The following is a 16414-nucleotide window of genomic DNA, read 5'->3' as shown; positions in this document are numbered from 1 at the left end:
CTACTCCGCCGCCCGCAGATCCAGACCGATGTCCAGGATCGGCGAGGAGTGCGTCAGCGCGCCCACGGCGAGGAAGTCGACGCCCGTGTCGGCGTAGGCCTTGGCGTTGTCCAGGGTGAGCCGGCCCGACGCCTCCAGCAGCGCGCCCTTGCCCACGAGGGCTACGGCCTCCGCGCACTCGGCGGGCGTGAAGTTGTCCAGCAGGATCAGGTCGGCGCCCGCGTCGACGACCTCGCGCAGCTGGTGCAGGGTGTCGACCTCGACCTCGATCGGCACGTCCGGGAAGGTCTCCCGCACCGCTTCGAAGGCCTGGGCGACACCGCCCGCGGCGACCACGTGGTTGTCCTTGACCAGCGCCGCGTCGGACAGCGACATGCGGTGGTTGACGCCCCCGCCGCAGCGGACGGCGAACTTCTCCAGCGAGCGCAGGCCCGGCGTCGTCTTACGGGTGTCGCGCACGCGTGCCCCGGTGCCCTCCAGGGCGTCCGCCCACGCACGCGTGGCGGTGGCGATGCCCGACAGACGGCACAGCAGGTTCAGCGCGCTGCGCTCGGCGGTGAGGAGGTCACGCGTGCGCGTGGTGACCGACAGCAGCTTCTGCCCGGCCTCCACCCGGTCGCCGTCCACCACGTGCCGCTCGACCTCGAACTCGTCCGTGCAGACGACCGAGACGACCGCCTCGGCGATCCGCAGCCCCGCGACCACGCCCGCCTCGCGCGCGGTGAAGTCGGCGGTGGCGACCGCCTCCTCGGGGATGGTCGCGACCGTCGTCACGTCGACGCCGTGCGCCAGGTCCTCCTGGATGGCGACGTTGGCGATGTCCTCCACCTCGACGGGGTCGAGTCCGGCGTCGACCAGCAGCTGGGCGAGCGCGGGGTCGAGCCCGCACTCCTCGTATTCGGCGTATCCCTCGTCGGTGAATTCGGCGCCTGCGGCGGCGCCGCAGGCACAGCCGTCGCCGCAGCCGCCGCTCGGGGCGAGGGGAAGGTCGGGGGTGCTCACGTCTGTCACTGCTCCTGGTGGTGCTGCCGGGTCGGGGGGAAGTCTGCGGTATCGGTGGTGTGTACGGCGAGGGTGCGGTCCGGATTCAGCCGGACGACGATGTGGCGGCGCCAAGCGGCGTCGTCGCGGTCGGCGTGGTCCTCGCGCCAATGGCAGCCCCGGGTCTCCTCGCGCAGGAGCGCGGCGGCGACCAGGACGCGCGCGACGCACAGGAGGTTGGTGGCCTCCCAGGTGTCGACGCCGGGCTCGGCCGTCTTGCCGTTCTCGTCGAGGGCGTCGCGGGCCTCGGTGTGCAGCCGCTGCAACTGGTCGGCGGCCCTCTCCAGGGACGCCTCGGAGCGCAGGACGCCCGCGCCGTCGGTCATGATCCGTTGGATGGCGAACCGGGCCTCGGGGGCGAGCAGCGGGTGCGCCGGCCGCTCGGGGCGCTCCACAGCCGCGGGCACGCGCGCGTGCAGTGCGTCATCCGTCTGGGTCAGGGCGATGTCGGCCACGATGCGCTCGGCGTAGACGAGACCTTCGAGGAGCGAGTTGGACGCCAGGCGGTTCGCGCCGTGCACGCCGGTGCAGGCGACCTCGCCACACGCGTACAGGCCCGGCACGGTCGTACGGCCGCGGGAGTCGGTGCGCACGCCCCCGGAGGCGTAGTGGGCCGCCGGGGCGACCGGGACGGGCTCGGTGACCGGGTCGATGCCGTGGGCCCGGCAGGCGGCCAGGATCGTCGGGAACCGGTGCTCCCACATGTCGGCGCCGAAGTGGCGGGCGTCGAGGAACATGTGCTCGGCGTCCTGCTCCTGCATGCGGCGCATGATGCCCTTGGCCACGATGTCCCGGGGGGCGAGCTCGGCCAGTTCGTGCCTGCCGAGCATGAAGCGCACGCCGTCCGCGTCGACCAGGTGCGCGCCCTCGCCGCGCACGGCCTCCGAGACGAGGGGCTGCTGGCCCTCGGCGTCCGCGCCCAGGAACAGCACCGTCGGATGGAACTGGACGAACTCCAGGTCGGAGACCTCCGCGCCCGCGCGCAGGGCGAGCGCCACACCGTCGCCGGTGGACACCGAAGGGTTGGTGGTCGCGGAGAACACCTGGCCCATGCCGCCGGTCGCGAGGACGACGGCGGGGGCGTGCACGGCCCCCACGCCGTCGTGCTGGCCCTCTCCCATGACGTGCAGGGTGACGCCTGCGGTGCGGCCCTCGGCGTCCGTGAGGAGGTCCAGGACGAGTGCGTTCTCGACCGTGCGCAGTCCACGCGCGCGTACCGCCTCGACGAGCGCGCGGGAGATCTCCGCGCCGGTCGCGTCGCCGCCCGCGTGGGCGATACGGCGGCGGTGGTGGCCGCCCTCACGGGTCAGCTCCAGGCCGCCTTCCTCGGACTCGTCGAAGTGCGCGCCGGTCTCGATCAGCCGGCGCACGGCGTCGGGGCCCTCGGTGACGAGGATCCGCACGGCCTCCTCGTCGCACAGGCCCACGCCCGCCACCAGCGTGTCGTCCAGATGCTGTTCGGGCGTGTCGCCGTCGCCCAGGGCCGCGGCTATGCCGCCCTGCGCCCAGCGGGTGGAGCCGTCGTCGAGGCGCGCCTTGGTGACGACGACCGTCCTCAGCCCGGCGGCCTCGCAGCGCAGGGCGGCGGTCAGGCCGGCGACGCCGGAACCGACGACCACCACGTCCGCGGAGATGTTCCACCCGGGCGCGGGTGCGTGCAGTCGTATGCCTGTGCTGGTCACGAGGCGGCTCCGAAGGTGAGGGGGAGGTTGTCGATCAGCCGGGTCGTGCCGACCCGGGCGGCGACGGCGAGGACGGCCTCGCCGGTGAAGTCGTCGTCGATCTCGGTGAAGTCGGACGGGTCGACGAGGGCGAGGTAGTCCAGCCGCAGAGGGGGGTCGAGCCGCAAGGCCTCGTCCAGGATCTGGCGGGCGGCCGCGCGGACGGCGGCCGGGTTGCCGGGGGCGGCCTTGGCGACGGCGTGCGCGTCGGCGGCCGCGCGGGACTCGCCGATGGCGCTGAGCGCCTCGGCACGCGCGTGGGTGGCGGGAACCTCCCGCGCGCGGGCCCGCAGCGCCTCCTGCGCGGCGTGCCGGTCGCGGCCGGCGAAGAGGGCCTGGGAGAGCGCGAGAGCGGTGCTCCGCTCCCGCGCGGACAGATAGCGGTTGCGGCTGGACAGCGCCAGCCCGTCCTCCTCGCGCACGGTCGGCACGGCGACGATCCGCACGCCGAAGTTCAGGTCCCGCACCATCCGGCGGATCAGGGCGAGCTGCTGGGCGTCCTTCTGGCCGAAGAGGGCGGCGTCGGGCCGGGTGAGGTGCAGCAGCTTGGCGACGACGGTGAGCATGCCGTCGAAGTGCCCGGGCCGGGAGCCGCCCTCCAGGCGCTCGCCCATGGGGCCCGCGGAGATCCGGACCTGCGGCTCGCCGCCCGGGTAGACCTCGTCCACGGACGGGGCGAACACGACGTCCGCGCCGGCCTGCCCGGCGATCTCCAGGTCGGCGTCCAGGGTGCGCGGGTACCGGTCGAGGTCTTCGCCCGCGCCGAACTGCAGCGGGTTGACGAAGACCGTGACGACGACCTCGCCGCCGGGCCCGGCGGCCTCGCGGGCCGCGCGCACCAGCGTGGCGTGCCCCTCGTGCAGGGCGCCCATCGTCATCACGACGGTCCGGCGGCCGTCACGCGGGCGTGCGTGCAGTTCGTCGGCGGTGCGCAGCAGGGCGGCGGTCATCCGGCATCTCCTTCGGCGCCGTGCGGGCCGGCGCCGGGGTCGGACGGGGCGCTGTGCGGGTTGCCGGCGAGCACCCCGAGGAGGTCCTCGGCGAGTTCGGGCTTGAGGAGCCCGTGGGCGAGCGCGCGGTCGGCGGTCGCGCGGGCCATCGCGAGATAGCCCGCGACGGTCTGCGGGGCGTGCTCGCGCAGCTGCGCGACGTGCGCCGCGACCGTGCCCGCGTCCCCGCGCGCGACGGGCCCGGTGAGCGCGGCGTCGCCCGAGCGCAGCGCGTTGTCGAGAGCCGCGCCCAGCAGCGGGCCGAGCATCCGGTCGGGGGCTTCGACGCCGGCCGCGCGCAACAGCTCCATGGACTGGGCGACGAGGGTGACCAGGTGGTTGGCGCCCAGGGCGAGGGCCGCGTGGTAGAGCGGGCGGCTCTCCTCGGCGATCCACTCCGGCTCGCCGCCCATCTCGATCACCAGCGCTTCGGCGGCCATCCGCAGTCCGTCGGGCGCGGTGACCCCGAAGGAGCAGCCGGCCAGGCGCTGGACGTCCACCGGGGTGCCCGTGAAGGTCATCGCGGGGTGCAGCGCGAGCGGCAGGGCGCCCGCGCGCAGGGCGGGGTCGAGAACCTTCGCGCCGTACCGCCCGGAGGTGTGCACGAGGAGCTGGCCGGGGCGCACGGCGCCGGTCTCGACGAGGCCCTCGACCAGACCGGGCAGGGCGTCGTCGGGGACGGTCAGCAGTACCAGGTCGGCGCGTCGCATGACTTCGGCGGGCGGGACGAGGGGCACGTCGGGCAGCAGCAGCCCGGCTCGTCGCCTGGAGGCGTCCGAGACGCCGGAGACGGCGACCGGACGATGCCCGGCGAGCTGGAGCGACGCGGCCAGGGCAGGACCCACCCGGCCCGCGCCGACGACGCCGACGGCCAGCCGCGCGGGGCGGTCCCTCGGGTCTGGCTGATGGGCTGTACTCACGCGACGCGGCCTTCCGTTCCAGTCCGCTCCGGGTACCGGACGATTTCTCGTCATGTTAACGCGATCCGTTCGAGGGGCGTCCGGTTGTCCACAGGCTGTGGGCTTTCCCACCCGTTCCCCGACATCGGGCGGGACGGGTGGGAGGGCTGGGGCGTGGGTGAATCGGGCGGCGTGCGGGCGGGGCGGGGGCGACGCGTCCGGGGCCCACGAGGGACGCCCGGGTTGCTGGTCGACGGGATATGAGCGTGCTCGCGCGCGTGGCGGCACGGCATCATCCGGGGCATGGCATACACGACGGACCAAGGCGAGGAGAAGAGGGCGCAGCAGCGCCTGCGGGAGCGGCGGGCGGTCGCCCACCGGGAGGCGGAACGCCTGCTGTCACGCCCGGGATTCCGCGGCACGCTGCGCGAGCGGCTCGCCGTGCTGCACGAGCACGCCCCCGACGTCCACGACCTGGACGACGTCGGTGACCTGTACGGCAACGGGGTCGTGGAAGCCCTGGAGGAGCGGGTCGCCGGGCTGCTCGGCACGGAGGCGGCCGCGTTCTTCCCGACCGGCACGATGGCCCAGCAGATCGCGCTGCGCTGCTGGGCCGGCCGCACCGGCAACCCGACGGTCGCCCTGCATGCGCTGAGTCATCCCGAGAGGTGGGAGCGGGGCGCGTTCACCGCCGTCAGCGGGCTGCGCACCGTCCGGGTGACGGGGGAGCCCCGGCTGCCCACCGCCGCAGAGGTGCGCGGCTGCGAGGAGCCCTTCGGCGCGCTGATGCTGGAGCTGCCCCTCCGCGACGCCGGATACGTGCTGCCCTCGTGGGAGGAGCTGACCGAGACGGTGGAGGCGGCGCGCGAGCGCGACGCGGTGGTGCACTTCGACGGCGCGCGGCTGTGGGAGACGACCCGTCGACTCGGGCGTCCGCTGCACGAGATCGCCGGCCTGGCGGACAGCGTCTACGTGTCGTTCTACAAGTCTCTCGACGGTTTCGGCGGTGCCGCGCTCGCCGGCCCGCGGTCGCTGGTGGAGGAGGCGAAGACCTGGCGGCACCGGTACGGCGGCATGATCTTCCAGCAGTTCCCCACCGCGCTGTCGGCGCTCATCGGCCTGGAGCGCGAACTGCCCCGGCTACCCGACTACGTGGACCACGCGCGCGTGGTGGCCGCCGCGCTGTGTGAGGGCCTCGCCGCGACGGACGTGCCCTGGGCGCGCGTGTACCCGGAGCCGCCGCACACCCACGAGTTCCAGGTCTGGCTGCCGTACGAGGCGGACGTCCTCGCCGAAGCGGCGCTGCTCCAGGCCGAGGAGACGGGGACGATGCTCTTCGCGGGCGCCTGGGAGCGCGGCGGGCCGGGGCTGTCCGTCACCGAGGTCGGCGTCCGCGCCGAGGGGCTGACGTGGACGGCGGACGGCGTGAAGGCGGCGGTCGCGGACTTCACCAACCGGATCCCCCAGGCGGCCCGGACCGCGGGCGGGGTCGGCGGGTAGGTGGCGGGCGACAGGCAGGGAGCAGCGGGCCGGGGGCGGGTGACGGTAGAAGCGGGGGCGGGTGGGGGCAGGGCGGGGGATTGTCGGTGGGGGAGTGCACCATGAGGACATGAGCCTGCGCATCGACGTCGCCGGGCTGCGGCCGGAGTGGGTCTCCGTCGCGCCCGCGCCCCTGGCCGAGCTCGGCATGGCGCTGCACGCGCTGGCCGAGCCCGGGCACCATCCCGGCCTGCGGGGCTGGGTCACCGCGGTCACGTCCGGGCTCGACCCGCATCTGGCCGACCGGATGTGCGAGGCAGACTTCCTGTGGCGGACGACGTTCTCGGACCTCTTCCTGCCCTGCGCGGGCACCCCGGGCAGAACCGCCCTCCCCGGCGCGACGCTGGCCGACGAGCTCGACCTCCTGGACAAGCTGACGGACGAACAGTTCGTGGACTGCGCGGTGGAGTTCATCTGCTCGCCCGTCTACGACCTGCCGAGCGCCGGTGTGCTCTGCGACCCGGAGCTGCGGCGACGCGCTCTCGACCTGGCCGCCACCCGCGGCCCGCGGCAGGTGCGGTTCACCCGGCGGCTGCTCGACGACCCGCCACGCGTGCGTGCGTGGCTGCGTCAGTTCCTGCGGGACTGCGACGAGGCGTTCTTCGCCGACGTCTGGGCGCGGGTGCGGCTCCCGCTCGCCGCCGACGCCCGCCTGAAGACGGACCTCCTGCGCCACAAAGGGCTGGCGGAGACGCTCGCCTCCGTGTCGTCGGCCGTGACACTCGACGAGGAGAGCGCGCGGATCACCGTCGACAAGCTCTCCGTGGGCCACAGCACCACGGGGGACGGCGGCCTGCTGCTGGTGCCCACGAGCCTCGGCTGGCCGCACCTGATGGTGGTGCTCCGGCGCGGCTGGCAGCCGGTGCTGCTCTATCCGACCGGCTCGCCGGAGCCGGCCGCACCGCCGTCGGTGGAGCAGCTGACGCTCCGGATGACCGCGTTGTCCCACCCCGTCCGGATGCGCATCTGCCGGATGCTGGCACGCAGCGCGTGCACCACGACGGAACTGGCCCAGGTCCAGGGCGTGTCGGCCCCCGAGATATCCCGGCACCTCACGCTGCTGAAGAAGGCGGGGCTGGTCACCACCCGCCGGCGCGGCCGGTATCTGCTGCACCAGCTCGACGTCACGGTGGTGGCCCGGCTGGGCAGCGACTTCCTGGAAGGGATACTCCGCTAGCGGCCCGGACGGACGGTTCGGGCCTGACAGGGTGCTAGTCGAACCGGATGTGCCTCAGGCCCACGCCGGCCTGCCGCAGCCGCGTCCGCAGCGCGCCCTCGGTGTGGGGCCTGAGCGTCAGACCGGCCAGGACGGCGACGCGGTCGGCCGTCTTCGGCACGGTCGTGTGGTCCGTCCAAAGGTGTTCGGCGAACTCCGGCTCGCGCAGGCGCTCCAGGCAGTGATCGAGCCGCCCGACGGCCCAGGTCTCCCGGCGCAGCCCCGCGTTCCTTCCCACGGCGAACCCCAGGAGGTGCCCCGGGCCGCGTTCACGCAGCCGTCGCAGGATGGTCTCCCGTTGGGCGAGGAGCGTGAAGTGACGCACGTCGTGGCCGAGTTCGCGCAGCCTGCCGACGGTCTCGGCGAAGTACACCGGGTCGGTGACGGTCATGGGGGCGACGACCACTCCGTCGTGCTCGCGGAGTGCCAGATCGAGGACCTCGACGACGCCCTGCCGCCAGGACGCGAGGTCCTGGAAGTCACCGCGCAGGTCCGGCGGCAGCATGCGGCGCAGACCGAACCCGGCGTGCTCGGGGTCGCACACCACACTGCCGGGCAGACGGCGCCGGATCTCGTAGGCGGTCTGCGTCTTGCCCCCGCCGAAGGGACCGTTGATCCACAGAAGCATCCCCAGACCCTAGTGCGGGCCCGGCCCGATCCGAACGAGAGGCCCCGAGCCGTGCCCGTGACGAAGGGCGGGACGCGGCCTGGCCAGCTAGTGCCCGCCGGCCCGGACGAGACCCGTTTCGTAGGCCAGCACCACCACCTGGACACGGTCGCGCAGGCCGAGCTTGGTGAGGATGCGTCCCACGTGGGTCTTGACGGTCGCCTCGGAGAGCACCAGCCGGGCCGCGATCTCCCCGTTGGACAGCCCCTGGGCGACCAGCACCATCACCTCGCGTTCGCGCTCCGTGAGCCGCTCCAGCTCCTTGTGCCGGGGTTCGCCGCCGGTGGCGGGCAGCATCGGAGCGAAGCGGTCCAGGAGGCGGCGGGTGGTGGAGGGCGCGACCACCGCGTCGCCGCTGTGCACGGAGCGGATGGCGGCGAGCAGCTCGCCGGGCGGGACGTCCTTGAGCATGAAGCCGGAGGCGCCCGCTTTCAGCCCGGAGAACGCGTACTCGTCGAGGTCGAACGTGGTCAGGATCAGCACCTTCGGGGGGTCGGGCTCCTCGCAGATGCGCCGGGTGGCCTCGACGCCGTCCAGTTTCGGCATCCGGACGTCCATCAGCACGACGTCCACCTCCGTCGAACGCACCACCTGGAGGGCCTCGACGCCGTCGCCCGCCTCCGCCACGACCTCCATGTCCGGCTGGGCGGCGAGCACCATCCGGAACCCGGTGCGCAGCAGCACCTGGTCGTCGACGAGCATCACGCGGATCGTCATCGGGTCCTCTTCCGTTCTTCTGTCGGGGAGCGTGGGCGGAGCGGGCGGAGCGGGCGGAGCGGGCGGAGCGGGCGGAGCGGAACGGGCGGTTCACGGGGGGGCGTGACAGGTGTCAACGGGAGGCGTGCGTCAGCGTCAATGCGCCGGTTTGAGCGGGAGCAGGGCGCTGATGCGGAATCCTCCGCCCGGACGCGGGCCCGCGTCCAGAGTGCCGCCCACCATGCCGACCCGTTCGCGCATGCCGATCAGTCCGTGGCCGGCGCCGTCGGCCCCGCCCTCCTCGTACAACTCGTGCGGGGCGCCCTTGCCGTCGTCCTCCACGAGCAGTCCGAGGCCGTCGTCGAAGTAGACCAGGCGGACGCTCGCGCCGGTGTTCGGGCCGCCGTGCTTGCGCGTGTTGGTCAGCGCCTCCTGCACGATGCGGTACGCCGTCAGCTCGACGCCGCTGGGCAGCGGCCGGGGCGTCCCCTCGACCTTGAAGTCCACGGGCAGGCCCGAGCCTCGGCACTGCTCGACCAGGTCCTCGATCTGCTCGACGTCGGGCTGCGGCACGTACTCGCCGCTCTCCTGGTGCTCGCCGGTGCGCAGCACGCCGAGCAGCCGGCGCATCTCGGCCAGGGCTTGGCGGCCGGTGGAGGAGATCGTCTCCAGGGCCGCCTTCGCCTGGTCGGGCGCGGCGTCCAGCACATAGGCGGCGCCGTCGGCCTGCACCACCATCACCGAGACGTTGTGCGCGACGACGTCGTGCAGCTCGCGCGCGATACGGGCGCGCTCGGCGGCGACGGCGACCTTCGCCTGCGCCTCGCGCTCCTTCTCCAGACGGGCCGCGCGCTCCTCCAGCTGGGCGAAGTAGGCGCGGCGGGTGCGCATGGAGTCGCCGAGCACCCAGGCGAACGCGAACGGCACCGTGAGGAAGACCACGGTCGCGACGTTGCCCAGCACCCCCGAGTTCTCGTTCGACCAGCGCAGCTGGGCGACGGTGGCCGCGCTCAGGCCCATCACGAGCGCCAGCCGGGACGCCCAGCGGGCGCCGTTCGCCGCGACCGTGTAGACGATCACCAGCAGGGCGAAGTCTGCGGCCGTCGTCGAGACGTTGAGCACCAGCTGCGCCACCCCCAGGGCGGCGGCCAGCAGCAGCATCTTCTCGGGCAGCCGCCTGCGCAGCGCGATGACCAGGCAGAGCAGGAGCACGACGGGCACGTACAGCGCGATGGAGTGGGTGCCTCCGCGCTGGTCCTGGCCGGCGGTTCCGGCCGCGACAGAGATCCCGAACAGGACGAGGGCCCAGAAGCCGTCGACCCCGGTCGGGTTTCTGCGGAGGAAGTCATAGAGGCGCTGCACGTAACCCAGCGTAGGGAAGCCCGATGCGTGCAGGGGTCAACCGGAGGGTCGATCCGGTAGGGGCGCGTGTACTCCGCAAGGTGGATGCCGCGATCACCTGTACGCCTGGTCCGGCCGCCTAGTCTGTCCGGGTGGACGAGGTCTGGCGGACGAGGTGACCGGCTCGGGCGAGTGGCGCGGCTGGCGCGCCGCGACGCAGGCCGCGCTGTACGGAACGGGCGGAACGGGCGGAACGGGCGCACCGGCCGCGCCGAGCGCGACGAGCGCGCTGGACGTGGCTGATCCGGCTTCGACGGGATCGCCGGGGACGCCGGGCTCGGGCGGCCGCATGGAGGGCTTCTACCGGCGGCCCGAAGGTCCCGCCGGGCACTTCCGCACGTCCGTGCACGCCTCGCCGCTCTTCGCCGAGGCCGTGGCCCGGCTGCTGTGCCGGGTGGACGAGGCGCTGGGCCGGCCCGAGTCGCTCGACTTCGTCGACATGGCGGCCGGCCGGGGCGAGCTGGTCGTCGCGGTGCTGGCGGCGCTCCCCGCCGGCGTGCTCGCCCGCACGCGCGTGTACGCCGTCGAGATCGCCGGCCGCCCCGAGGGCCTCGCTCACCGGATCGAGTGGCTCCCCGAACCGCCGGCGGCCGTCACCGGGCTGCTGTTCGCCAACGAGTGGCTGGACAACGTCCCCGTCGAGGTCGCGGAGGTCGACTCCGCCGGGGTGGCGCGGCTGGTCCTCGTCCGGGAGGACGGGACCGAGCGGCTCGGGGAGCCGGTGTCGGGAGCGGAGGCGGACTGGCTGGCGCGTTGGTGGCCGTCGGGGGGCGAGGAGGGGCTGCGAGCCGAGATCGGGCTGCCCAGGGACCTGGCGTGGGCGTCGGCCGTGGCCTGCGTCGAACGGGGGCTCGCGGTGGCGGCGGACTACGCCCACACCGCGGACGCACGCCCCCCGTACGGGACTCTCACCGGGTTCCGGGACGGTCGCGAGACCGCGCCCCTGCCGGACGGGTCGTGCGACATCACGGCACACGTGGCGCTGGACGCGTGCGCGGAGGCGGGAGCGAGAGCCGCGACGCGCGCGGCCGCGCCGCACACGCTTTCCGGCTCCCCCGCGCGCCCCGACACCGGCACGCGCCCCGGCGCACGCCTGCTCACCCAACGTGCGGCGCTGCACGCCCTGGGCGTCACGGGTGCACGCCCCCCGCTCGCGCTCGCCTCCACGGACCCAGCCGCATATGTCCGCGCCCTCGTGAGCGCGGGAGCGGCCGGCGAGCTCACCGCACCGGGCGGACTGGGCGACTTCGGCTGGCTGGTCCAGCCGGTCGGCATCGCGAACCCGCTGACCGCGCAGCCGGACCCGGCGGCCGTACCGGATCCGGACGCCGCACGGGTGCCGGAAGGCGATTGAGCGCGCCTGTGGACCGACAGCGAGAAGGCCCGCCTATTTGTCGATGTCTCCCACCACGAAGAACATCGACCCCAGGATGGCCACCATGTCGGCGACCAGCGTGCCCGGCAGCAGTTCGGTGAGCGCCTGGATGTTGTTGTACGACGCCGAGCGCAGCTTCAGCCGGTACGGCGTCTTCTCGCCCTTGCTGACGAGGTAGTAGCCGTTGATGCCGAGCGGGTTCTCGGTCCACGCGTACGTGTGCCCCTCGGGCGCCTTGAGGACCTTCGGCAGCCGCTGGTTGATCGGTCCGGGCGCCAGCTCGGCCAGGCGGTCCAGGCAGGCGTCCGCGAGAGCGAGCGCGTTGTACGTCTGCTCCAGGAGGCACTCGAAGCGCGCGAGACAGTCGCCCTCGGTGCGTGTCACCACCTTCAGGGTGTCCTGCAGCTCCCCGTAGGCGAGATAGGGCTCGTCCCTGCGCAGGTCGAAATCGACGCCCGAGCCGCGCGCGATCGGCCCGCTCACGCCGTAGGCGTGCACATGCTCCGGCGCGAGGACGCCGACGTCCCGTGTGCGCCCCCGGAAGATCTCGTTGCCGAGCACGAGGTCGTCGAAGACGTCCATCCGGGAGCGCACGGCGGCGACCGCCCCGCGCGCGCGGGAGGCCCAGCCGGCCGGCACGTCCTCCTTGAGGCCGCCGACGCGGTTGAACATGTAGTGCATGCGCCCGCCGGAGACCTCCTCCATCACGTTCTGCAGCACCTCGCGCTCACGGAAGGCGTAGAACACGGGAGTGATGCCGCCGAGCTCCAGGGGGTAGGACCCGAGGAACATCAGGTGGTTGAGCACCCGGTTCAGCTCGGCGAGCAGCGTGCGGGTCCATACCGCGCGCTCGGGGACCTCCATGCCGAGCATCCGCTCCACCGCGAGGACCACGCCCAGCTCGTTGGAGAACGCCGACAGCCAGTCGTGACGGTTGGCCAGCATGACGATCTGCCGGTAGTCGCGGGCCTCGAACAGCTTCTCGGCGCCGCGGTGCATGTAGCCGATCACCGGCTCCGCGTGCTGGATGCGCTCGCCGTCCAGCACGAGCCGCAGCCGCAGCACACCGTGCGTGGAGGGGTGTTGGGGGCCGATGTTGAGCACCATGTCGGTGCTCTCCGCGGCGCCGCCGATCCCGACCGTGGTCTCCGTCGTGGGAGTCATGGCACCAGTCTCCCCTACGTACGCTGGGCCCATGGAGACGGGGAGCCCGGTGAGCCCGGGGGGCGCAGCGGAGGGCGCGGAGGCCGCCGGCGGCGCGGGGACGACGGAAGCCGGACCGGTGTGGACCGGCTTGCCGCCGGGCCTGCTGCGGATGCGGCGGCTGCTGCTGGTGATGTGGCTGGTGCCGGCCGCCGTCGGAACCGGGGTGCTGCTCGGCCTGTTCGTCGGCCCCGCGTGGGCCGCGTTCGCGCTGCTGCCGCTGGCCGGCATCGGCTGGGGCTGGGTGCTGCTCGGCCGCAACTGGCGCTCCTGGCGGTACGCGGAGCGGGCCGACGACCTGTTGATCAGCCGGGGCGTGCTGTGGCACGAGGAGACCGTCGTGCCGTACGGGCGCATGCAGCTCGTCGAGGTCACCTCCGGCCCCGTCGAGCGCCACTTCGGGCTGGCCGGCGTCCAGCTGCACACCGCGGCCGCCGCGACCGACGCCGCCATCCCGGGTCTCGACCCCGCCGAGGCGGAACGGCTGCGCGACCGGCTCACCGCACTCGGCGAGGCCCGATCGGCGGGGCTGTGACGGCGCCGGACGTGCAGGACGGCGCAGAGGACGGCCTGGCGAACGGCCAGGAGGGCCTGGCGAACGGCCAGGAGGACGGCGGGCCGCAGGCGCCCGGCACGTCCGGGGCAGGCCCGGCGCCGCTCGCCGCCGAGCGCCGACTGCACCCCGTGACGCCGTTCCGACGGGCCTGGGCGCCCGTCGCCGTCCTGGCCGGCTGGGCGGTGCACGACCCGAACCAGGCGCAGGAGCAGCTCACCCGGCTGACCACGACGACGCTGCTGATCGCGCTCGCCGTCCTCGTGCCCGCGGCCTCCCTGTACGGCTTTCTGAGCTGGTGGTTCACCCATTTCGCGGTCACCGAGGGCGAACTGCGCATCCGGACCGGGCTGCTGTTCCGGCGCACCGCGCACATCCGGTTGGAACGCATTCAGGCGGTCGACGTCAGTCGGCCGCTGCTGGCCCGCGTCGCGGGCGTGGCGAAACTCCGGCTGGACGTCGTCGGCGCCGAGAAGAAGGACGAACTCGCCTTCCTGGGCGAGGAGGAGGCCCGCACGCTGCGGGCCGAGCTGCTCGCGCGCGCGGCGGGCTTCGCCCCGGAGACGGCGCACGAGGTCGGTGAGGCGCCCGCGCGCGAGGTGCTCCGGGTGCCGGCGCGTGAACTGGCGATCGCGCTGGCGCTGACGGGCGCCACCTGGGGCGCGCTGGCCGCCGCACTCGTCGTGCCGCCCGTGTTGTGGCTGGCCACCCACAGTGTGTGGACGGTCCTGGCGACCGGGGTGCCGTTGCTCGGCGCGGCCGGTGCGAGCAGCGTGGGACGGTTCGCCGGCGAGTACGACTGGACGGTCGGGGAGTCGCCGGACGGGCTGCGGATCGACCGCGGCCTCCTGGACCGCAGGCACGAGACGGTGCCGCCCGGACGGGTGCAGACCGTGCGGATCGTCCAGCCGCTGCTGTGGCGGCGACGCCGCTGGGTGCGCGTCGAGCTGGACGTGGCCGGCTCCGCCAACTCCGTGCTCGTGCCGGTCGCCCCGTACGCGGCCGCGGAGAACGTCGTCGCACGCGTGCTGCCCGGGGTGGCCGTCCCGGCCGAAGCGGCGCTGGAGCGCCCGCCGCGCCGGGCCGGGCGGTGCGTGCCGGTGTGGTGGCGGGGCTTCGGCATCACCGTCACGGACAGCGTGTTCGCCGCCCGGCACGGCCTGCTGCGCCGCCGGCTGTCGCTGGTGCCGCACGCCAAGGTACAGAGCGTGCGGCTGACGCAGGGGCCCTGGCAGCGTCTCTGGGGCCTGGCGGACGTCCATGTGGACACGGGGGCCGGCAAGACCGTCACAGCCCGGCTGAGGGACGTGCAGGAGGCCGCGCGGCTGCTCGACGGCCAGGCCGAACGGTCTCGGACCGGGCGCCGTGACGCCCGGCCCGACCGGTGGATGGCCTGACCCGCTCGCCTCGTCAGGCGCCCCGTCAGGAGACGGCGCTGCGGAGCTGCTGGAGGTCGATCTGTTCCGTCTCGTCGTGGGCGGTCAGGTCGATCACCTGGCCGACTCCGCGCGACGCCTCGTCCGCCGCCTTGAACTCCGCCTCGGACTCGGCCTTGTGCAGGGCGAGGGCCTCCTGGCCGACGACGTCCGCCAGGTCCTCGTTCTGGACGGACTCGATGGCGTACGGCGCCGACTCGCTCTTGGTGCCGAAGAAGTCGAACCCGCCTTCGGCCGTCGGGCGCCGCACGGGCCGAGCGGCCGGTACGACGGCCACGGCGGTCGGCACGGCGAAGTGGCCGGACGGCGGCCGCACGGGCGCGGCGGGACGTGGCACGAGCGCGTGGCCCGCACCCGCCGCTGCGGTCTCGACGGGGGCGGGGGCGGGGGCGGTGGGCGCCGGGGCGGTGCCGGGCTCCGGGTCCAGGGGCGGCTCGGGCTGCGGCGCGGTCCGCGCGTGGGACGACTCCCCACGGGACCTGACGGCTTCCGGGGCGTCGGCCAGGGCACCGGGGTGCTCGTTCTCCGGGGCGGTCCCCGGGGCGGTCCCCGGGGCCGCGTCCTCCTCCGGCCCCTCGGTCTCCAGGGCCGCGTCGTGCGGGGTGTCGACGTCCTGTGGGGTGATGTCCTGCGAGGGCTCGTCGTCGGCTGCCGGCTGGGGGGCGGTCGCGCGCGCGTGCTCGTCGACCGCCTCGGGCTTCCCCTGCGCCTCGCCCTCCTGGGCGGCGTTCGCGTCGCCGTCGGCGGCCCCGGCCTCCGCGGCGGACGGCCGCGCGGGCTCCTCCCCGGCAGGGTCCGCGGCGAGGTCCTCGCCCTTCGGGGGCTCGACGCCGTCGGTGTCCAGCCGTGCCAGCGCGGCCTGTGCCCGCAGGAACAGCTTCGAACCCTCGGGCGAGAAGACCGCCGGGATCCGCGACCCGTCCTCGCCTGCCTCGCGCGGCTCATCCGGCTCGGCCTCAGCCGCCGCATCGTCCGCCGCCGCAGCCGCCTCGTCCGCCGCCGCGCCCTCGACCGGGTCCGGAGCCTCGACGGCCCCGGAATCCGCGGTGGCCTCGCTCGCGGGGGGGCCGGGCAGCGCGGGCACCGCCTCTATCTCGAGCAGTCGGCGGCCCTCCAGGGCGCTGGCCCGCTCGGTCTCCGCGGTGGCGTAGCGGCGCAGCAGCGCCGCGTGCTCGTTGCGCAGGCCGGCGAGTTCGGCGCGCTTGGCCCGCAGTCGCTGCTCCAGCTTGACCCGCAGCTCACGCGACTCGTCGAGGTCGCTCTCCAGTTCGGCGACACGTTCCTCGTACCGCCACTCGTCACCGGCACGCGCGCGCGTGAGGTCGGCGACGTGTTTTCCGGCCTGCACGTCCCAGCGGCGCATCACGACCGCGCCGACGATCGCCGTGACCGCGGCCGCCGCCGCCAGGCCGCGGAGAGTCGTCTGTTGCGTGAACACCCAGGGGCCGAGAGCGCAGACAAGGGAGACGCCTGCGATCACCGAGGGGGGCAGCAGCCTGTGCAGAGGAGGGGAATGACGGTGACGTCCACGTGGCATGGCCAGAAACTTACCGCGCGTAGGCGAATGTTGGCGCCCCGCCCCACAAAAACGCAGCCGTACCGATGCCTTCACAGGGCATCGGGAAACTCTGCTGTCACCGAATTCGACAAACGGCAAGATCATTTCCGGTCCCGGACT

At 74.1% G+C, this 16414-nt stretch carries 14 protein-coding genes; 5 read left to right on the top strand and 9 right to left on the bottom strand.

Annotation, left to right across the window (positions count from 1 at the left end):
- From nadC to QA802_RS23935, 4 genes are read right to left on the bottom strand one after another with little or no spacing between them, the layout of a single operon-like run.
- On the bottom strand, positions 1-1002 hold the full coding sequence (nadC, locus tag QA802_RS23950) for a carboxylating nicotinate-nucleotide diphosphorylase (protein WP_334526314.1): 1002 nt from the start codon (positions 1000-1002) through the stop codon (positions 1-3).
- Between the two features lie 5 nt (positions 1003-1007).
- Positions 1008-2723, bottom strand: a complete 1716-nt coding sequence (locus QA802_RS23945) for an L-aspartate oxidase (protein WP_334526311.1) — start codon at positions 2721-2723, stop codon at positions 1008-1010.
- Entirely contained in the window at positions 2720-3712 is a 993-nt protein-coding gene (gene panC, locus QA802_RS23940) for a pantoate--beta-alanine ligase (protein WP_334526308.1), read from the bottom strand. The genes QA802_RS23945 and panC overlap by 4 nt, the downstream gene beginning before the upstream one ends.
- The gene (locus QA802_RS23935) at positions 3709-4671 is read right to left on the bottom strand and encodes a Rossmann-like and DUF2520 domain-containing protein (protein ID WP_334526305.1); all 963 of its coding nucleotides are present in this window, start codon (positions 4669-4671) and stop codon (positions 3709-3711) included. Before QA802_RS23935 ends, panC begins: the two co-directional genes overlap by 4 nt.
- A 282-nt stretch (positions 4672-4953) precedes the next feature.
- On the opposite strand from QA802_RS23935, the gene QA802_RS23930 reads away from it, so the two are divergent.
- Positions 4954-6150 carry a threonine aldolase family protein gene (locus QA802_RS23930; protein WP_334526302.1) on the top strand — a complete coding sequence of 399 codons (1197 nt, stop codon included), beginning with the start codon at positions 4954-4956 and terminating at the stop codon, positions 6148-6150.
- 109 nt (positions 6151-6259) lie between these two features.
- On the top strand, positions 6260-7366 hold the full coding sequence (locus tag QA802_RS23925) for a DUF5937 family protein (protein ID WP_334526299.1): 1107 nt from the start codon (positions 6260-6262) through the stop codon (positions 7364-7366).
- 34 nt (positions 7367-7400) lie between these two features.
- Here QA802_RS23925 and QA802_RS23920 read toward each other — a convergent pair whose 3' ends face one another.
- The 3 genes from QA802_RS23920 to QA802_RS23910 all read right to left on the bottom strand — a co-directional run bounded on the left by QA802_RS23920 (position 7401) and on the right by QA802_RS23910 (position 10130).
- On the bottom strand, positions 7401-8033 hold the full coding sequence (locus QA802_RS23920) for an AAA family ATPase (RefSeq protein WP_334526296.1): 633 nt from the start codon (positions 8031-8033) through the stop codon (positions 7401-7403).
- A gap of 87 nt (positions 8034-8120) precedes the next feature.
- Positions 8121-8789 carry a response regulator gene (locus tag QA802_RS23915; RefSeq protein WP_306949975.1) on the bottom strand — a complete coding sequence of 223 codons (669 nt, stop codon included), beginning with the start codon at positions 8787-8789 and terminating at the stop codon, positions 8121-8123.
- Between the two features lie 135 nt (positions 8790-8924).
- The gene (locus QA802_RS23910) at positions 8925-10130 is read right to left on the bottom strand and encodes a sensor histidine kinase (protein WP_334526290.1); all 1206 of its coding nucleotides are present in this window, start codon (positions 10128-10130) and stop codon (positions 8925-8927) included.
- A 154-nt stretch (positions 10131-10284) separates the two neighbouring features.
- On the opposite strand from QA802_RS23910, the gene QA802_RS23905 reads away from it, so the two are divergent.
- Positions 10285-11523, top strand: a complete 1239-nt coding sequence (locus QA802_RS23905; protein WP_443042172.1) for an SAM-dependent methyltransferase — start codon at positions 10285-10287, stop codon at positions 11521-11523.
- Positions 11524-11556: 33 nt separating this feature from the next.
- On the opposite strand, the gene QA802_RS23900 is transcribed toward QA802_RS23905, so the two are convergent.
- Positions 11557-12708, bottom strand: a complete 1152-nt coding sequence (locus tag QA802_RS23900) for an NADH-quinone oxidoreductase subunit D (RefSeq protein ID WP_319169382.1) — start codon at positions 12706-12708, stop codon at positions 11557-11559.
- 31 nt (positions 12709-12739) lie between these two features.
- On the opposite strand from QA802_RS23900, the gene QA802_RS23895 reads away from it, so the two are divergent.
- Both QA802_RS23895 and QA802_RS23890 read left to right on the top strand, forming a co-directional pair.
- Positions 12740-13282 (top strand): PH domain-containing protein, encoded by a 543-nt coding sequence (locus tag QA802_RS23895; RefSeq protein WP_334526286.1) that lies wholly within the window; start codon positions 12740-12742, stop codon positions 13280-13282.
- A 140-nt stretch (positions 13283-13422) separates the two neighbouring features.
- Positions 13423-14697, top strand: coding sequence for a PH domain-containing protein (locus QA802_RS23890; protein ID WP_334534844.1), 1275 nt, complete (start codon positions 13423-13425; stop codon positions 14695-14697).
- Between the two features lie 25 nt (positions 14698-14722).
- Here the strand turns inward: QA802_RS23890 and QA802_RS23885 are convergent, their stop codons facing one another.
- Positions 14723-16273, bottom strand: coding sequence for a hypothetical protein (locus tag QA802_RS23885; protein WP_334526283.1), 1551 nt, complete (start codon positions 16271-16273; stop codon positions 14723-14725).
- Between the last annotated feature and the right edge of the window lie 141 nt (positions 16274-16414).

The sequence above is a fragment of the Streptomyces sp. B21-105 genome (genome assembly GCF_036898465.1).
GTDB lineage: Bacteria > Actinomycetota > Actinomycetes > Streptomycetales > Streptomycetaceae > Streptomyces.
This window is presented reverse-complemented; position numbering and strand designations above follow the sequence as displayed.